This is a genomic window from Paenibacillus sacheonensis, assembly GCF_009909195.1.
Classification (GTDB): Bacteria; Bacillota; Bacilli; order Paenibacillales; family Paenibacillaceae; genus Paenibacillus_Z; species Paenibacillus_Z sacheonensis.
This window is the reverse complement of the sequence record NZ_JAAAMU010000012.1, coordinates 16,357-30,813: the sequence shown is the minus strand read 5'-3', so window position 1 is coordinate 30,813 and position 14,457 is coordinate 16,357. Positions and strand designations below refer to the sequence as shown.

The 14,457-nt window shown below is 58.7% G+C and carries 14 protein-coding genes; 8 read left to right on the top strand and 6 right to left on the bottom strand.

What is annotated here, in order from left to right; genetic code table 11:
* Positions 1-277 precede the first annotated feature (277 nt).
* From ybaK to GT003_RS20865, 4 genes are all read right to left on the bottom strand, one after another.
* Positions 278-751, bottom strand: coding sequence for a Cys-tRNA(Pro) deacylase (gene ybaK, locus GT003_RS20880; protein WP_161701447.1), 474 nt, complete (start codon positions 749-751; stop codon positions 278-280).
* A 51-nt stretch (positions 752-802) separates the two neighbouring features.
* Complete coding sequence (locus GT003_RS20875) at positions 803-1,225, bottom strand: VOC family protein (protein WP_161701446.1); 423 nt, start codon at positions 1,223-1,225, stop codon at positions 803-805.
* 119 nt (positions 1,226-1,344) lie between these two features.
* Positions 1,345-2,619: a hypothetical protein gene (locus GT003_RS20870; RefSeq protein WP_161701445.1), complete on the bottom strand. Its 1,275-nt coding sequence runs from the start codon at positions 2,617-2,619 to the stop codon at positions 1,345-1,347.
* 124 nt (positions 2,620-2,743) lie between these two features.
* Entirely contained in the window at positions 2,744-3,367 is a 624-nt protein-coding gene (locus GT003_RS20865; RefSeq protein ID WP_161701444.1) for a flavin reductase family protein, read from the bottom strand.
* 230 nt (positions 3,368-3,597) lie between these two features.
* On the opposite strand from GT003_RS20865, the gene GT003_RS20860 reads away from it, so the two are divergent.
* Complete coding sequence (locus GT003_RS20860; protein ID WP_161701443.1) at positions 3,598-4,377, top strand: hypothetical protein; 780 nt, start codon at positions 3,598-3,600, stop codon at positions 4,375-4,377.
* Between the two features lie 601 nt (positions 4,378-4,978).
* Here the strand turns inward: GT003_RS20860 and GT003_RS20855 are convergent.
* A complete protein-coding gene (locus tag GT003_RS20855; protein WP_161701442.1) occupies positions 4,979-6,139 on the bottom strand; it encodes an FG-GAP repeat domain-containing protein in 1,161 nt (386 codons plus the stop codon).
* Between the two features lie 439 nt (positions 6,140-6,578).
* On the opposite strand from GT003_RS20855, the gene GT003_RS20850 reads away from it, so the two are divergent.
* The 7 genes from GT003_RS20850 (at position 6,579) to fumC (ending at position 13,419) form a co-directional block, all read left to right on the top strand.
* Positions 6,579-7,316, top strand: coding sequence for a Bax inhibitor-1/YccA family protein (locus GT003_RS20850; protein ID WP_161701441.1), 738 nt, complete (start codon positions 6,579-6,581; stop codon positions 7,314-7,316).
* 172 nt (positions 7,317-7,488) lie between these two features.
* Entirely contained in the window at positions 7,489-7,950 is a 462-nt protein-coding gene (locus GT003_RS20845; protein ID WP_161701440.1) for a hypothetical protein, read from the top strand.
* A gap of 410 nt (positions 7,951-8,360) precedes the next feature.
* A complete protein-coding gene (locus GT003_RS20840; protein ID WP_161701439.1) occupies positions 8,361-9,131 on the top strand; it encodes an SDR family NAD(P)-dependent oxidoreductase in 771 nt (256 codons plus the stop codon).
* A 127-nt stretch (positions 9,132-9,258) separates the two neighbouring features.
* Positions 9,259-10,392, top strand: coding sequence for a galactonate dehydratase (gene dgoD / locus GT003_RS20835; protein WP_161701438.1), 1,134 nt, complete (start codon positions 9,259-9,261; stop codon positions 10,390-10,392).
* 279 nt (positions 10,393-10,671) lie between these two features.
* Complete coding sequence (locus GT003_RS20830) at positions 10,672-11,160, top strand: hypothetical protein (protein ID WP_161701437.1); 489 nt, start codon at positions 10,672-10,674, stop codon at positions 11,158-11,160.
* 280 nt (positions 11,161-11,440) lie between these two features.
* Entirely contained in the window at positions 11,441-11,860 is a 420-nt protein-coding gene (locus GT003_RS20825) for an acyl-CoA thioesterase (protein ID WP_338045964.1), read from the top strand.
* A gap of 170 nt (positions 11,861-12,030) precedes the next feature.
* Complete coding sequence (fumC, locus tag GT003_RS20820) at positions 12,031-13,419, top strand: class II fumarate hydratase (RefSeq protein WP_161701436.1); 1,389 nt, start codon at positions 12,031-12,033, stop codon at positions 13,417-13,419.
* Positions 13,420-13,581: 162 nt separating this feature from the next.
* On the opposite strand, the gene GT003_RS20815 is transcribed toward fumC, so the two are convergent.
* Positions 13,582-14,430 (bottom strand): phytanoyl-CoA dioxygenase family protein, encoded by an 849-nt coding sequence (locus GT003_RS20815; protein ID WP_161701435.1) that lies wholly within the window; start codon positions 14,428-14,430, stop codon positions 13,582-13,584.
* Positions 14,431-14,457 lie beyond the last annotated feature (27 nt).

The window sequence follows — 14,457 nt, the reverse complement described above, 5'->3', positions numbered from 1 at the left end:
CTCGCGATTTCATTATTTCTGTACTTTTTGCAACTTTACCCCTCGTTTTTACCCGTAACACCCGGCTCCGTGCCTTATTTTGTGTATTTGGTGCAACAATCGTGGTCTGACGGGGGTTAGAGCGGCTTAATTTGTGTATTAAGTACAACAATCTCGTTGGACGGGGGATCGGTGGCATATTTTGCGTATTTAGCGCAACCCTTGATGCCCGCTCCGCTAAAGAGGCCTGCCATCGTCGCGGCAATACAATGTGTCGCAGCACTAGCTTACGTTGATGCTACTGCACGATATCCGCAAGCTGCCCTTCCGAAGCAGCGATCAAGTCGTCCCCGTGCAGGAAGATTTGCAAGCCTCTTCGGCCGGCGCTTATGCTGACGAGCGGCATCGCTTGGATGGACGCATGCAAGTAGAACGGATACTTCTTCTTCATGCCGAGCGGCGAGACGCCTCCGCGTATATAGCCGGTAAGGGCTTGGATGTCTTTGACCGGCACCATCTCGACCTTCTTGTTGCCGCTGACCGAAGCAAGGCTCTTCAGGTTCAGCTCCCGATCTCCCGGGATACAGGCGGCGAGGACGCCGGTTTTATCGCCCCGGAGGACGAGCGTTTTGAATAACTGGCCGGGCTGCAAGCCTACTTTGGCCGCTACGGTTTCGACGTCCAAATGCTCCTCGTCCCATTCGTATTCATGCAGCGTATAGGCAGCTTGGCACTTATCGAGTATGCGGCAGGCGTTCGTTTTAACGGACATGGCGTTCCTTTCTTTCCGGCTGCGGCCGGTTTCTAGTCTGATCTCCCGGGCTCACTTCATTCGCTTCGCGATGGGATGATCCTCGTTCAATTGCAGCAAATCCCACAAGTTTCCGTACAAATCCTTGAACACCGCGACCGTTCCGTAATCCTGTTCCGCGGGCTTCCGCACGAATTCGACGCCGCGCTCGACCATATCGTTGTAATCCCGCCAGAAATCATCCGTGTTCAGGAAGAGAAACACCCTGCCCCCGGCCTGGTTGCCGACGAACGGCTCTTGCTCGGGTTTGGATGCTTTGGCGAGCAGAATCGTCGTGCCGACGGAGCCCGGCGGAGAGACGACCACCCATCGTTTGTCCTGTTCGGGCTGATAGGTGTCCTCGACCAGCGTGAAATGCAGCTTCTTCGTATAAAAGGCGATCGCTTCGTCGTAATCGTCGACGACCAACGCGATGTGGACGATGGATTGAATCATGGGCTCAACTCCTTGGAAAGTTTGGCTGACCGCTCGGTTCTGACCGTTTGGTTCTAACCGCTCGGTTCGAAACAGCCTGCTCGGCGGCAAAGACCGCGTTATCGCTGCTCTTTGGGAAATTATTTTCCCGAGGCAGCGGCCTCGATGTCCTGCAGGGCGTCGATCATGCGGAGCAGCCTGCCCGTAAGCTTGACGATATCGGCGTAAGCGGCTGCCGCCAGCCTCCGGCGTTCGGCGACGGCTTTCAGCTTAGCGGCGCGCGCTGCCGGACTCGGCGCATCATGCTCCGCGTCCTCATCTTCGTCATTCATTCCACCTTCACCCGTCAGCGCCAGCCTGCCGATCGGTTTGCTTTCCGCAAGCAGCGCATGCATCTCGGCCAGGTCCGCCGGATGAAGGGCACGCCGCGCGCCCTTGAGCGGGTTGCTGCCCTGGAGCCGTTCCGAGAGCTCCGCGAGCGCCGAATAGTCTTCGATCGTAATCGGGGAGGAATGCTCATCTCCGTCGTCGCGTTCCAGCACGGCGTTCATGCGGGCGTAGAGTCTCCGGAACACCGGCAGCGTCTCGTCCAGGCTGAGGCCGGGATCGGTATCCAGCTCGATCAGCAGATCGAGGGTCGACTCTTCGTCAATGCTCGGCTGATAGGTTGTCAGCCGCTCGATCACTGCCTCCACAATGAGGGGAAGCGAAAGGGGAACGGCCGACTTCAATAGCTGCCGTCGGACCTCTTTGGTCATTTTCCCGTCGTACCCTGCTCCGTCATCGCCGTCGATATGGAATGTCTTTGCCCCGGGATGGAGCGCGATCAGGCTGCCTCGGACTCGCAGGACAAGCGAAGTAACGTCGGTATCATCGATATAGGAACAGGCTGCCTGCATTTGGGTGAAGCTGAGCTCCGCAGCGCGCCGCTCGCCCGCGGCCGTTGCCAGCTCGAAGACGACGGATGAACGAAGCTCGAGCAGCGCGGCCAATAGCTTGCCGAATGCCAGAATCGCAGGGGGATAAAGCTTCCGCAGATGCGACTGCAATCGCTCCGATTCGTTCGCGTCCTGCATCAAAGAAGCAAGCCGAAGCGCTGCGCTCGTGGCTGGCGTAACGCCGAACAAGTCCGCCGTGCCGGAAGAAACGAACCGAATCGCGTCGTCGCTGCGGGACGATACGCGGAATGCGCAGTCTCTCAGCACGTGGCTTGTCGCTTTCTTCATGGCTGCCGTCCAGCGGTCGTCAAGCGGATAAATCGCGTTTAGCAGCGCTTCGGCCAATTCGTTGCCCGGCGGCAGCGGCGGCGATCCCTCCCCGGCGGCGAAGCCGGGCAAGCAGAAGGTCAAGCTGATCACATCGCGCCCGCCGGCGGCTGCTTCTTCGGCGGCAGCCTTCCAGGTATGCCGTGACAATATCCTCACCTCGGAATATAAACTATCCCCATTGTATCCTAAGCATTTCGGTGAGGGTACCCCTGATCCGGGGACGAGGCGCGTGCATGAGTCAGCAATGCAGGCTGGCTATACAAACCGCATGCTAGTTTACGGCATTCGGTCCGAAGACCGGCGCTAGTCTGGATGCGGATTGCTGCTCGCCCAGGCCGAAGTATTCGCAGAAATTCATGATCATCGGATTCCACTTCGCCGGATTGATATATTGGGGATGCGCCTCCATCAGCAGCTGTTCCTCGATATGCGCGTTTTCGATCCGTACTTCGATCGCGACAAGGGAACTCGGCTCCTCGAAAGCATGCAGCTTCACGAAAGACGCCTCAAGATGGACGGGGCATTCTTGAACGCGCGGAGCCCGCACGGCCAGCGACGGAAGCGGCGTTAACCCGGCGATGCCGAATTTATCGGCTTCATGGCGGTAGCCTCTGGCCGCCTTGGATTCCGGAACCGGATTGCGCCCCGTCAGCAGGGTGAGGCGATCGATCGCGGGAATGAGGTCGACGGAGGGAAGGTTCAGCACGCATTCGCGTTCGCGGAGCAGATTCTGAACGGTTTGCGATTTGCTGCTGAGTCCGAGCATGCAGGATTGATTGAGCCACCATGCCGAGGACATGGGCGCCAGATTGGGCGTGCCGTCTTCGTTGACGGTGCTGATCAGCACGACGGAGGTGCCGAAGTACAGGATTTTGGGTTTGATGATCGTATGCATGGCGTTTGCGCATCCCTTTCCGCATTCATTTTTGGATAACTATAGCACAGCCCGCTTGCAGGCGGCAGGGATCCGGAATGAGACCGCAAGATGGCAAAAGCGCGGGAAATTTCGCGCAGCCGCGAATCCGATGGTTCCGACTTACGTCGCTGCAGGCGCTCCACAATCTCTTTTGAAATGCAACATTTTCCATGCGGACTGCGTAGTACAAGCAAAAAGGAGGCGAGGAGATGCTGCTCAGCGCCATTCGCAAATTACCGGGACTGCCGCTGCTCGTGGGGCTGCCGGTCGCCATTGACGGCTTGTCCGCTTTAACCGGCATCCTGATGAACGGTTTTCACGGTAGTCCGCATCTCGCGTTCAAGCTTGCGCTGCAGATGGGCTTGCCTTCGGTCAGCGCCGTGACCGAGCAGCGGTTTATGGCGGGCACCGTGCAAATGAATGCGGACGGCGGCCTGTCTGCCGGCAGCGCGGCGGCGGCGGTGCTCGTACTGCTTGCGTTCCTGCTCGTGCAGGCGTTCTTCCAAGGCGGCTATATCGGACTGCTTCGCCAGGCGGCCAATGAACGATCGATTTCATTGCGTGTTTTCTATGCGTACGGCATGCGATTTTTCGGGCGGTTCCTGCTGCTGAACCTGCTCGTGCTGGCTTTGCTGTTAGTCGGAGGCGGTTTGGCGGTCTATGTCCTGCATGGCTTCGGCGCCGTCGTCAGCCTGCTTGCCTTTCTTATTCTTCGGGTATGGTTCGTCTATCTGGAATTTACGCTTGTATCCGAGAACTGCTCGATACTTCAAGCGTTCCCGCGCGCGCTGCGAGCATTCGGAGACCGCACGGGCGCGACCACGAGCCTGATCGTCAAAGCGGTCATGCTGAACATCCTGTTCGGCCTGCTGATCAATGCCGTATGGATCTCGTTCTTCTTCTTTTTGCTGTTATTTCTGTACGATTATATCTTTGCGGGCCTGCAGCTTGCGTTCATGGAGGAATACGAGCGGATCGAGAAGCGATGATTGGTAAGGTGCGTAGGCGTAGGCGCGGACGCGCAGGGGGAATGGTTTCGATGGCGCAGGCGCATGATGCAGGCAAACGGACTTAGGCGACTCGGGCGAGCGGGCATTGCAGTCCGAAGTAAAGAGGCCTCGGCCAGCAGGCGCAAGCAAACAAGCACAAGGGTTGTTTCAGCCGTTGGCTTAGGGACAGCCCCTTTTAGGGTTTCGAGGCCCGTCCGTTAGCTGCTGTAGGAGGAAATAAGTGCAAATATGCAACTATTTTCGGAAAAATCGACAATAGTGGAAAAATAAGTGCAATCATGCAGCTATTTCATTGGTTTCGCGGAGAATGAGGCCGTTTGAATCGAAATAAGTGCAGATTTGCACTTATTCCTCAAACGTAGGTCAAATCGAGAAAAATAGGTGCACAATTGCATTTATTTCACCAGTTAAGCAATCGCAAGCAAGGTGCTAATGTGCGATTAGCCCAGCGACTACGCCGAGCGGGGGAGCGTGCCTTGCCGGCAACCTCTTTTACTTCCTCTTCTACGCAAAAAAGGCAGCCCGAGTCATCTCAGATGACATTCGGACTGCCCTTCGCTTCGGCAAGCTTTCGCACCCGTTACTTCAATAACGTATCGTTTCGCCAGTAATCCACGTGATAGTTCGGACCGCTGGCATTCCATACTTTGCTGACGATATCCATACTGCCATTGCCGTTAACGTCGCCGATGACCGCGTCATGCCAGCCCGGCCGGCCTTCGTGGATGACGATCGGCTCGAAGCGCGGCAGTCCCTTCTCGCCCTTGTTCACCCAGATGACGCCGCGCTCCTTGAGATCCAGCGGCTTCATCGGCAGCTTGCCGCCGTTCATCATGCCCCGGTCCGGATCCTCCTGCTCCGCTGCGAAAATCTCCAGGACGCCGTCATGGTTGAAGTCGGCGACCGCAAGCGAATGGAAGGAGCCCGTATCGGGATGCCCCGGCGGATCGGGAAGCTGATGGACGATCCAGCGTTCGCCGCCGCCCAAATTCTCGGCCCAATACACATGCGAGTAGCCGGTATCGCAGTCGGTGTAGACGATATCGTTCACGCCGTCGCCGTTGATATCGACGACCCATGCGCGGATGCATGTCCCGTAAGCGGCATTCGGAATCGGCCGGTGCGGCCATTCATGGCGTTTCCATTCCCCGTAGCCGTTGCCCGGGTTCTCGAACCAGACGCCGGGAAGCACGATGTCGGCATATCCGTTGCCGGCCAGATCGCCCACGCCGCACGGAGCGACGCCGCCATGATCATCTCGGCCTTCGCAGATGATCGTCCGGAACAGCCCGTTCGACGTATCGAACCATGACAGCGTCTTGCCATCGTAGCAGACGATATCCATTTTGCCGTCGCCGTTGATGTCCGCCGCTATAATATCGTGCCCGCCTCCCTCGAAAGGATGGGCCTCCCACGGGGTATCCGGATTCTCCGCCAAATTGCCGGGGTTCTTGAACCAGATGCCGTTGGTGACGTAGTCCAGCCATCCGTCCTGATCGACGTCGACGGCAACACCGCCCAGCGCATCGCCTCCCAACTGCTCCGAGGAGCCGATGATATGCCGGATCCACGTGTCGTCATCCTTGCGTTCGAACCAATAAGCCGTTAGTGTTTCCCTGCGGGATACGATGACGTCCAAATCGCCGTCCCCGTCGAAATCCCCCAATCCGATTCCGCCCGTGCCCCAGGCTTTCCCCGGCAGATCCGCGTCGATCGAAAAATGCGTCCATTTCATTTCCATGCGTCCATGCGCCTCCAGTCCATGCTGACAACCCTCGCCGAAAAGCAGTTACGTGCCTACTATACTGCTTGCGCATTACGGGCTGAATAGGGGGATCGTCCAGTTTACAGGGGCATTCCGATGGTATTCAATCGCAGCAGCCGCGGCGGCGGGCGGAGCTTACATGGCGGCGGCTTGCAACCTACGCCGCTGGCCGCCCGCGATGGCCGGCTGCGACCGCAAAAAAGCGAGGCAAGAGCAATGCCGCTCCTGCCTCGCCTATCGTTCTGCTTGGTACGCTGCTCTAGCCGGGAGGGTTAGAAAGGAAATGCGCGCGGCGCAAGTTACGTTAATGGTTATTCCGCGCGGCTGCAGATGCCGTGACCCGGGAGATGGGCTTGTTCTAAATCGCCCGGATTATGATATACTTGGTAAAAAATGACGATGAGGTGGTCAAGCAATGTTAGGCAGAAGCGGCAATCCAACCTTAAACGAGAAAACGTTCGACCGCACGGGCTCGCATTCCGGCGCGGACCGGATGACGATCGACGGCACCGTGAACAAAACGTTCATTACGCTGGCGGTGCTGCTCGGCGCCGCGTTCGCGACTTGGAGCATGTACTTCAAGGGCCACGACGTGATGCCATACGTCATCGGCGGGGCGATCGGCGGCTTGATCTGCGCGCTGATCATCAGCTTCAAACCGCGTACCGCACCGTTCCTGGTGCCGGTCTATGCCGCGCTGGAGGGCGCGTTCCTCGGTGCGCTCAGCGCAACGTATGAGTCATCGTACGGCGGGATTACGCTGCAGGCGGCGCTTGTCACGATGTGCGTATTCTTCGCGCTGCTGGTCGCGTACAAGACGCGGATCATCCGGGCGACCGAGAATTTCAAGCTTGGCGTCTTTGCGGCTACGGCCGGTATCGCGCTGCTTTATCTCGTAAGCATGGTGCTGGGCATGTTTGACGTCACGGTTCCTTACCTGCATGACAGTAGCCTTATCGGCATCGGCATTTCGCTCGTGATCGTGGTTGTCGCCGCGCTGAACCTCGTGCTAGATTTCGACTTCATCGAGCAGGGCGCGGAGCGAGGCGCTCCGAAGTACATGGAATGGTACGGCGCATTCGGGCTGATCGTGACGCTCGTCTGGCTGTACATCGAGATTCTCCGCCTGCTCTCGAAGCTGCGGAGCAGATAGCACCGCGCATCGCGCGCTCGTCACTTGCATGCCGCGACGCGCAGCTAGGCGTTAGGGGCGTCGTTCCTTGGAACGGCGCCTTTTTCGCGGCTGCATAATTTGTCCCATTTGGTGGAAACCTCCTTACGTCCAAAGCTGTTCTAAAACAAGCGGAATAAAGGAGGATCCATGTATGCACAAGTACATAAGCGGCAAGATAAAGGCGGCCGTTGGTTTCGCTTTGGCACTGCTTCTCGCATTTGCCCTTCCCCATGGCGCGAACGCCGAAACGATCCCCATGCTCAAGGATCTTCAGCAGATTGCCCCTAACCAGTTGAAAGTGACTTACGACCAGCGAGTCGACGGGACCAAAGGCATTACGCCCGGCAACTACTGGATACAAAGCACGACCGAAACGATGCCGACCGGCATCGCGACGCTAGGCATGAACGACCGCGTCAGTCCCGGCAACGCGCTGACCGCGGACAAAGTGACGATTACGACGGCGGACACGACGAATACGAGCTTCATCCTGACCTTCAAGCAGCCGATCCCGGCGGGCAAATCGTACAAACTGATCATTTGTTACGTAACGGCTCCGAATGCTCCGCCGTATAGCGGCGATAACGGCTCGCGCGAGTTTACCGGCAAATAGCGCACGCGTTTCGGACTGTTATGCCGAATTAGAATCGAACGAGATTAACGCCGGTCGCTCCCCTTCGGCGATCATAGCGGATGCCGATAGGCGTCAGGAAAGAGCTCCGTCCCGATCATGGGACGGAGCTCTTTTGTTGACATCACGTTTATGAATTCAAAAGCCTAGCCGCGGTAAGCCGACGGGCGAATCGTCATGGCTTCGGAAATTTCATCAGGTTCATCCGTGCTTGCGATGCACGCGCATCACCGAGCGCGAAGCGCGGAAGGCGGAATTTCAAAGCGAAGAAGGAATGACGCATTGCAAAGCGAAGAAGGAAATGGAGTGGGGAAATTTGGGAATGCGTACTGGCGAAGAAACAATGAAGCAAGGGAGCAATCAAGAAAAACAATGCTTAGAGGAGATGAGGGATGACGTTGGAACGCAAAGTGGCACTGGTAACCGGATCGGGCAGAGGTATCGGCAGGGGCATTGCGCTGGCTTTTGCCCGGGCGGGCTATGACGTGTGCGTCAATTACAACCGCAGCGCGGAAGGAGCGGAAGCCGTCGTGGCGGAAATTCGCGCGATGGGACTCCGATCGGAGGCGGTTCAGGCGGATATCTCGACGATCGAAGGCGTGGATCGACTGTACGCCGGCTTCCGTGCTTCGTTCGACCGGCTGGACGTGCACGTGGCGAATTCGGGCATTACGCGGATGCGGCCTTTCTTGGAAACGACCCCGGAGCTGTTCGACGAAGTGATGAATACCGATCTGAGAGGACTGTATTTCTGCTCGCAGCGTGCGGCGAGCATCATGGCGGAGCAAGGAACGAAGGGCGTTCTGATTCATATCAGCTCGAACCATGCGGAGGGCACGTGGTCTAACGCGACGGTATATGCCGCGGCAAAGGCGGCGGTGAACAAGCTGACCAAGAACATGGCGCTCGACCTGGCGGGCTACGGGATCCGCGTCGTCGGCATCGCGCCGGGCTACACGCAGCTCGGCGAGCCCAAGGACGACCGCATGCGCGCCGGAATCGCCAAGGTGTCTTCGCGTATTCCGCTTGGCCGCTTCGCGACGACGGCGGAGGTCGGCGAAGCGGCCGTGTTCCTCTCGTCCGATCATGCAGGCTACATGACGGGAACGACGATGTACATGGACGGCGGCTCGCTGCTCCCGGTTTGGGCGGATAAGGGGTAGGAGGGCGGTCCTCGGATGGGAGTCGGCGTGGAATGGCCAGACATCGCATTTGCCTTCATTTATCGCGAGTTCTACGAACCAAGCAATGTCTAGTTCAAGACCAAGACACGGGAGGAGACGAAGCGTTATGAAAATCACCGCCATGAAGCTGTATCACGTAAAGCCGCGCTGGCTGTTTCTGAAGATCGAGACGGACGAGGGGATCTGCGGCTGGGGAGAGCCGATCGTCGAAGGCCGGGCGCTGACCGTCGCGACGGCGGTCGAAGAGCTGAAGCGGTATCTGATCGGTCAGGACCCGCTGCGCATCGAGCATCACTGGCAAGTGATGTACCGCGGCACGTTTTACCGAGGCGGACCGGTCCTGGTGAGCGCGATCAGCGGCATCGAGCAGGCGCTGTGGGACATTAAGGGCAAGTTCTACAACATGCCCGTCTACGAGATGCTAGGCGGCAAATGCCGAGAGACGATTCGCATGTACAGCCACTGCGGCGGAGCGACTCCGGACGAAATCGCGCTCAATGCGAAGAAGCGGATGGAAGCGGGATTCACGGCGATCAAGATCGGCGTCGACGCGCCGGTGCGGCAGGTGGACACGCTCGCTTTCGTGGAAGGCGTGACCTCGAAGTTCGCGGCGATTCGCGCAGCGGCGGGCAGCGGGCTCGACATCGCGATCGATTTCCACGGGCGCGTCAGTCCGGCGATGTCCATCCGGCTCGCGGCTGCGCTGGAGCCGTATTACCCGATGTTCATCGAGGAGCCTTGCCTGCCGGAGAACGTGGATGCGCTGCTGCGCGTCGCGCAGTCGACGAGCATTCCGATCGCGACGGGCGAGCGGCTGTTCACGCGATGGGGTTTCCGCGAGGTGCTCGAGAAGGGGGCCGTCGCCATCGTGCAGCCGGACCTGTGCCATGCCGGGGGCATCTTCGAGGGCCGCAAAATCGCCGCGCTGGCCGAGGTGCATTACGCCTCCGTCGCGCCGCATAATCCGCTCGGCCCGATCTCGCTGGCCTCGTGTCTGCAGCTCGATGCCTGCACGCCGAATTTCCTCATCCAGGAGCATCCCTCCATGGCGGAGAAATGGGATCTGGGCGAAGGCTACCTGAAGCAGCCGTTCCGGATCGAAGGGGGCAATATTGCCGTTCCGCAGGGTCCCGGCCTCGGCATCGAGATCAACGAGGAAGCGTTGATCGAGCGCGGTTACGGCGGCGATTGGGATACGCCGAGATTGGCGTACGAGGATGGCTCGTTCGCGGAGTGGTAGAAGCGGGACGAGCAAAGGGATGGAGCAGGCGTTTGTGCTGCTCCATCCCTTTTTTTGATGCGCGGAGGTGCTTGTTTCGGAACGGAGATGCCTTGTCTAACCATTCCTTTTTGTAGCGCAAAGGACCCGGCGGCAGGTCACGACTCTTCATCGGCCGGTTCGACAAGCTGGCGCGAATTTGGTATTGACGCAGGCGCCGAACTGATCTAAACTCTTGAAAGCTGCTATCGCATGTAAGGTTTGTACGCTGCTATTCCAGTGGGAGAAAGGTAGGACTTCATGTTTATCAGATCCGTTGGCTTGGGCTTATATATCATGTTCATCTATTGGCTGTCCACGCATTCCTCCGGCATGCATATGATGTTTTTTCCGACGCTTGGGGCCTTTGGCTTCCTCTTCATCACCCGTTCGCCGAGCATGAAGGAGCTGGCGGGCATCGCCTGCGGCGCGGTGCTGTCCTCGATCGTCGGATCGATGGCGTACGCCGTTGACAGCGGCACGGTATCGTTGTTTATTTGCACGCTATTGACGATCTGGCTCGTCCGGACGATGAAGCTGAACGCGCCGCCGATCATTGCCGTGGCCCTGATTCCCTTCTTGACGCATCCCGCCGTTCTATGGGTTACTCCGGTTTCCGTCGCCGCTTCGCTGGCGGGTCTGGTGGCCGTACTGGGCTTGGTATATGCCGTGGAGCGCCTGTTGAGCAGGACGGATACGTCTTCGCTTCCGTTAGGCAGGCAAGCGATGCGGATGGACGCCGATCAATAAGTCTTCATTCATAGTTGCCGCTTGGATGAGGCGTAAATTCCACATCGTTGCATGAAGGACAACATTTCAGCTCTAAAACCAGGTGAAACCTCGTTTTGGCTCTACAATGTTGCATTTCGTGCAACTTTTTGCGTTCATAAGGCTTGTTTGCTTGCTGGAAGGTGCATGGCGCGCAGCATATCCGAATCGGGCGTTTTGACTTCGCCCGCACGGAGCGCTACCATAGGAGCAGTTCGATAACAAGACGGCTGCAAGCAGGGCCGCATCCCCGCGAAGGAGAGTGAATGGCATCGGCAGCGGCAGCGTTAATCTAGAAATCGTCGTCCGTTCGACGGAGATCGATGTCAACGGACACGTGAACAATGCCAAGTACCTGGAGTATTTGGAATGGGGCCGCGAGGAATGGTATGAACGGTCGGGACTCGCGTACGAGACGTTTCTTGCGATGGGCATCCAGACGGTGACGGTGAACATCAACATCAATTATCGTAAGGAATGCAGGCAGGGCGACAGGCTCCTCATCACGACCGAGGCGGAGCGGGCGGGGAGCACGAGCTACGTCCTGAAGCAGGTCATCGTGAATCAGGCGGGGGAACGATGCGGGGATGCGCTCGTCACTTGCGTCGCGATGGATGCGCAGGCAAGAACGAGCCGGCCGCTCCCGGAGGAGCTGCGGCGGCATTTTCCGGAACAGTCCTGAATCGGGCTGAACTCGGCCGTATCGCATGACCATAAATAGGAAATCATAACGAGAGGCGGCGCATGGTGATTCATGCATCGCCTCTTTACTTGAATAATAGACATAGATTGCGTTAGGGACATAAGAAGCGCGCAGCGTATCACTTGAACCAGAGGAAGGGGCAAGGCATAATGGCGGATTACCGAATCGAAAAAGACTCCATGGGCGAAATCAAGGTCGACGCGAACCGGCTGTGGGGGGCGCAGACCGAACGCAGTCTCCATAACTTCAAGATCGGCACGGAGAAAATGCCGCGCGAGCTCATTCAGGCGTTCGCTTATTTGAAGAAGGCGGCGGCGTCCGTCAACGGCGGGCTCGGCAAGCTGGACGAAGCCAAGGCGGGGGCGATAACGGCCGCGGCGGACGAAATCATCGCAGGCCGATGGGATGGAGAATTCCCGCTCGCCGTCTGGCAGACCGGCAGCGGCACGCAGTCGAACATGAACGTCAACGAAGTCATTGCGCGCCGGGCAGGCCAGCTGCTGGCGGGCGGCGACACGGAGGATGCAGGCGCCAAGGTGCACCCCAACGATGACGTTAACCGTTCCCAAAGCTCCAACGACACTTTCCCGACCGCCATGCACGTGGCAGCGCTGATCGCCGTCGAGGATACGGTGCTGCCTGCGATCGCTCAGCTGAAGGCAACGCTGGCGGAGAAGAGCAGAGCCTTCGCCGACATAATCAAAATCGGCCGCACGCATCTGCAGGATGCGACGCCGCTCACGCTCGGCCAAGAGATCAGCGGCTGGGTCCGCATGCTGGAGAAGGCCGAGCGGAACATCGGCATCGCCCGCGAAGAACTCCGCGAGCTGGCCATCGGAGGCACGGCCGTCGGCACGGGGCTGAACGCGCCTCAGGGCTTCGGCGAGAAGGTCGCCGAAGCGATCGGCGGCATGACGGGCAAGCGGTTCGTCAGCGCGCCGAATAAATTCCATGCCCTGACGAGCCATGACGAGATCGTCTTCGTGCACGGCGCTTTCAAAGCGCTGGCCGCGGATCTCATGAAGATCGCCAACGACGTTCGCTGGCTGGCGAGCGGCCCGCGCTGCGGCATCGGCGAGCTGCGGATTCCCGAGAACGAACCGGGCAGCTCCATCATGCCCGGCAAGGTGAATCCGACCCAGTGCGAGGCGATGACGATGGTCGTCTGCCAGGTCATGGGCAACGACGCGTCGATCGGCTTCGCCGCGAGCCAGGGCAATTTCGAGCTGAACGTGTTCAAGCCGGTCATCATCCACAATTTCCTGCAGTCCGCGCGGCTGCTGGGCGATGCCATGCGCTCCTTCGACGAGCATTGCGCCGTGGGCATCGAGCCGAATCGCGAGGCGATCGCGCGGCTGCTCAATGAATCGCTCATGCTCGTGACGGCGCTGAATCCGCATATCGGCTACGAGAATGCCGCGACGATCGCGAAGACGGCCCACAAGGAAGGGCTGACGCTGCGCGAAGCCGCCATTCGGAGCGGCCTGATTACCGCCGAGAAGTTCGATGAGGTCGTGCGCGCGGACGCGATGGTGTAGAGCGGGAGCATAGAAAAGCGAAGCGGGGCGGATCAGGACGTTAAGGGCAGCTGCCCTGCCAACGTCCGATCCGCCCCGCTTTGTTTTGGGCTATGCATGCTTTTGCAGCGTGCCAATAGGATCATGATAATTCAAATGTACTTGTTTGATTTGCCGCTGCTCCTACTTGATCGCATTAACCGGATAATACGACGGCACCGGCTTCGCGTAATGGTCCCGCGCGTGCTTGATCTGGTTCGGCGTCCATTGCGAGTAGAACAGCCGCGTGTCCCGATCGTCGCTCAGCGCCAATTCCTCCGGCACGGTCGCCCAGTTGGTGAGCGGCGCGCTCGTCGTCCGGGAGTGGTAATTGTGCATCGTCCGCCTGCCGTGCGTGCACTCCGGCTTGCCGCCGTTGCGCGTATGATAAGTCGTAATATTGTACAGAATCGCCGTCCCCGCTTTTCCCCGAATCGGCACTTCCCGGTATTGATCCCCCAAGCCCGCCTTGGCCTCCGCCAGCGAACCGTATTCGTGGCTGCAGGGCACGATGCAGAATGCGGGACAGCATTCGTGCACGTCCTTCAAATAATAGATGACGCAGGTGTACGTGCTCTTGTAGGGGTTCTCCGGATCCCAGATCTTCCCGCCGACCGTCGAGCCGTACCAGCTGATGTCGCGATGAAAGCCCATCTGGCTGCTGCTTGCCCGTTCCATCGAGATATCCCGAAAATCGAACTGGGCATACCTGGCTTCGCCGAGCAGCACCTCTTGAATGAGAGGGAACAGCGTGCGATGCCGGATGAACGCGTCCATCTCGCGCGGGTATTTCATGAGCAGGCTGCCGTTGCCGACGGCCCCTTCGATCGGCTTATGCCAGCCGTCCGGATGCGATGCCATGTCGCTCTCGACAAGCCGGTTCAAGTAATCCAGCTCCTCCGCCGACAGGGCGTCCGGAATGACCGCATAGCCGAATGCCTGATAGTGCGCCAAAATCTCCTCGGTCGTTGTCTGTACCTCGGTTATCTTCATTGTTCGTTCCCTCCAGTCGTAGACTCT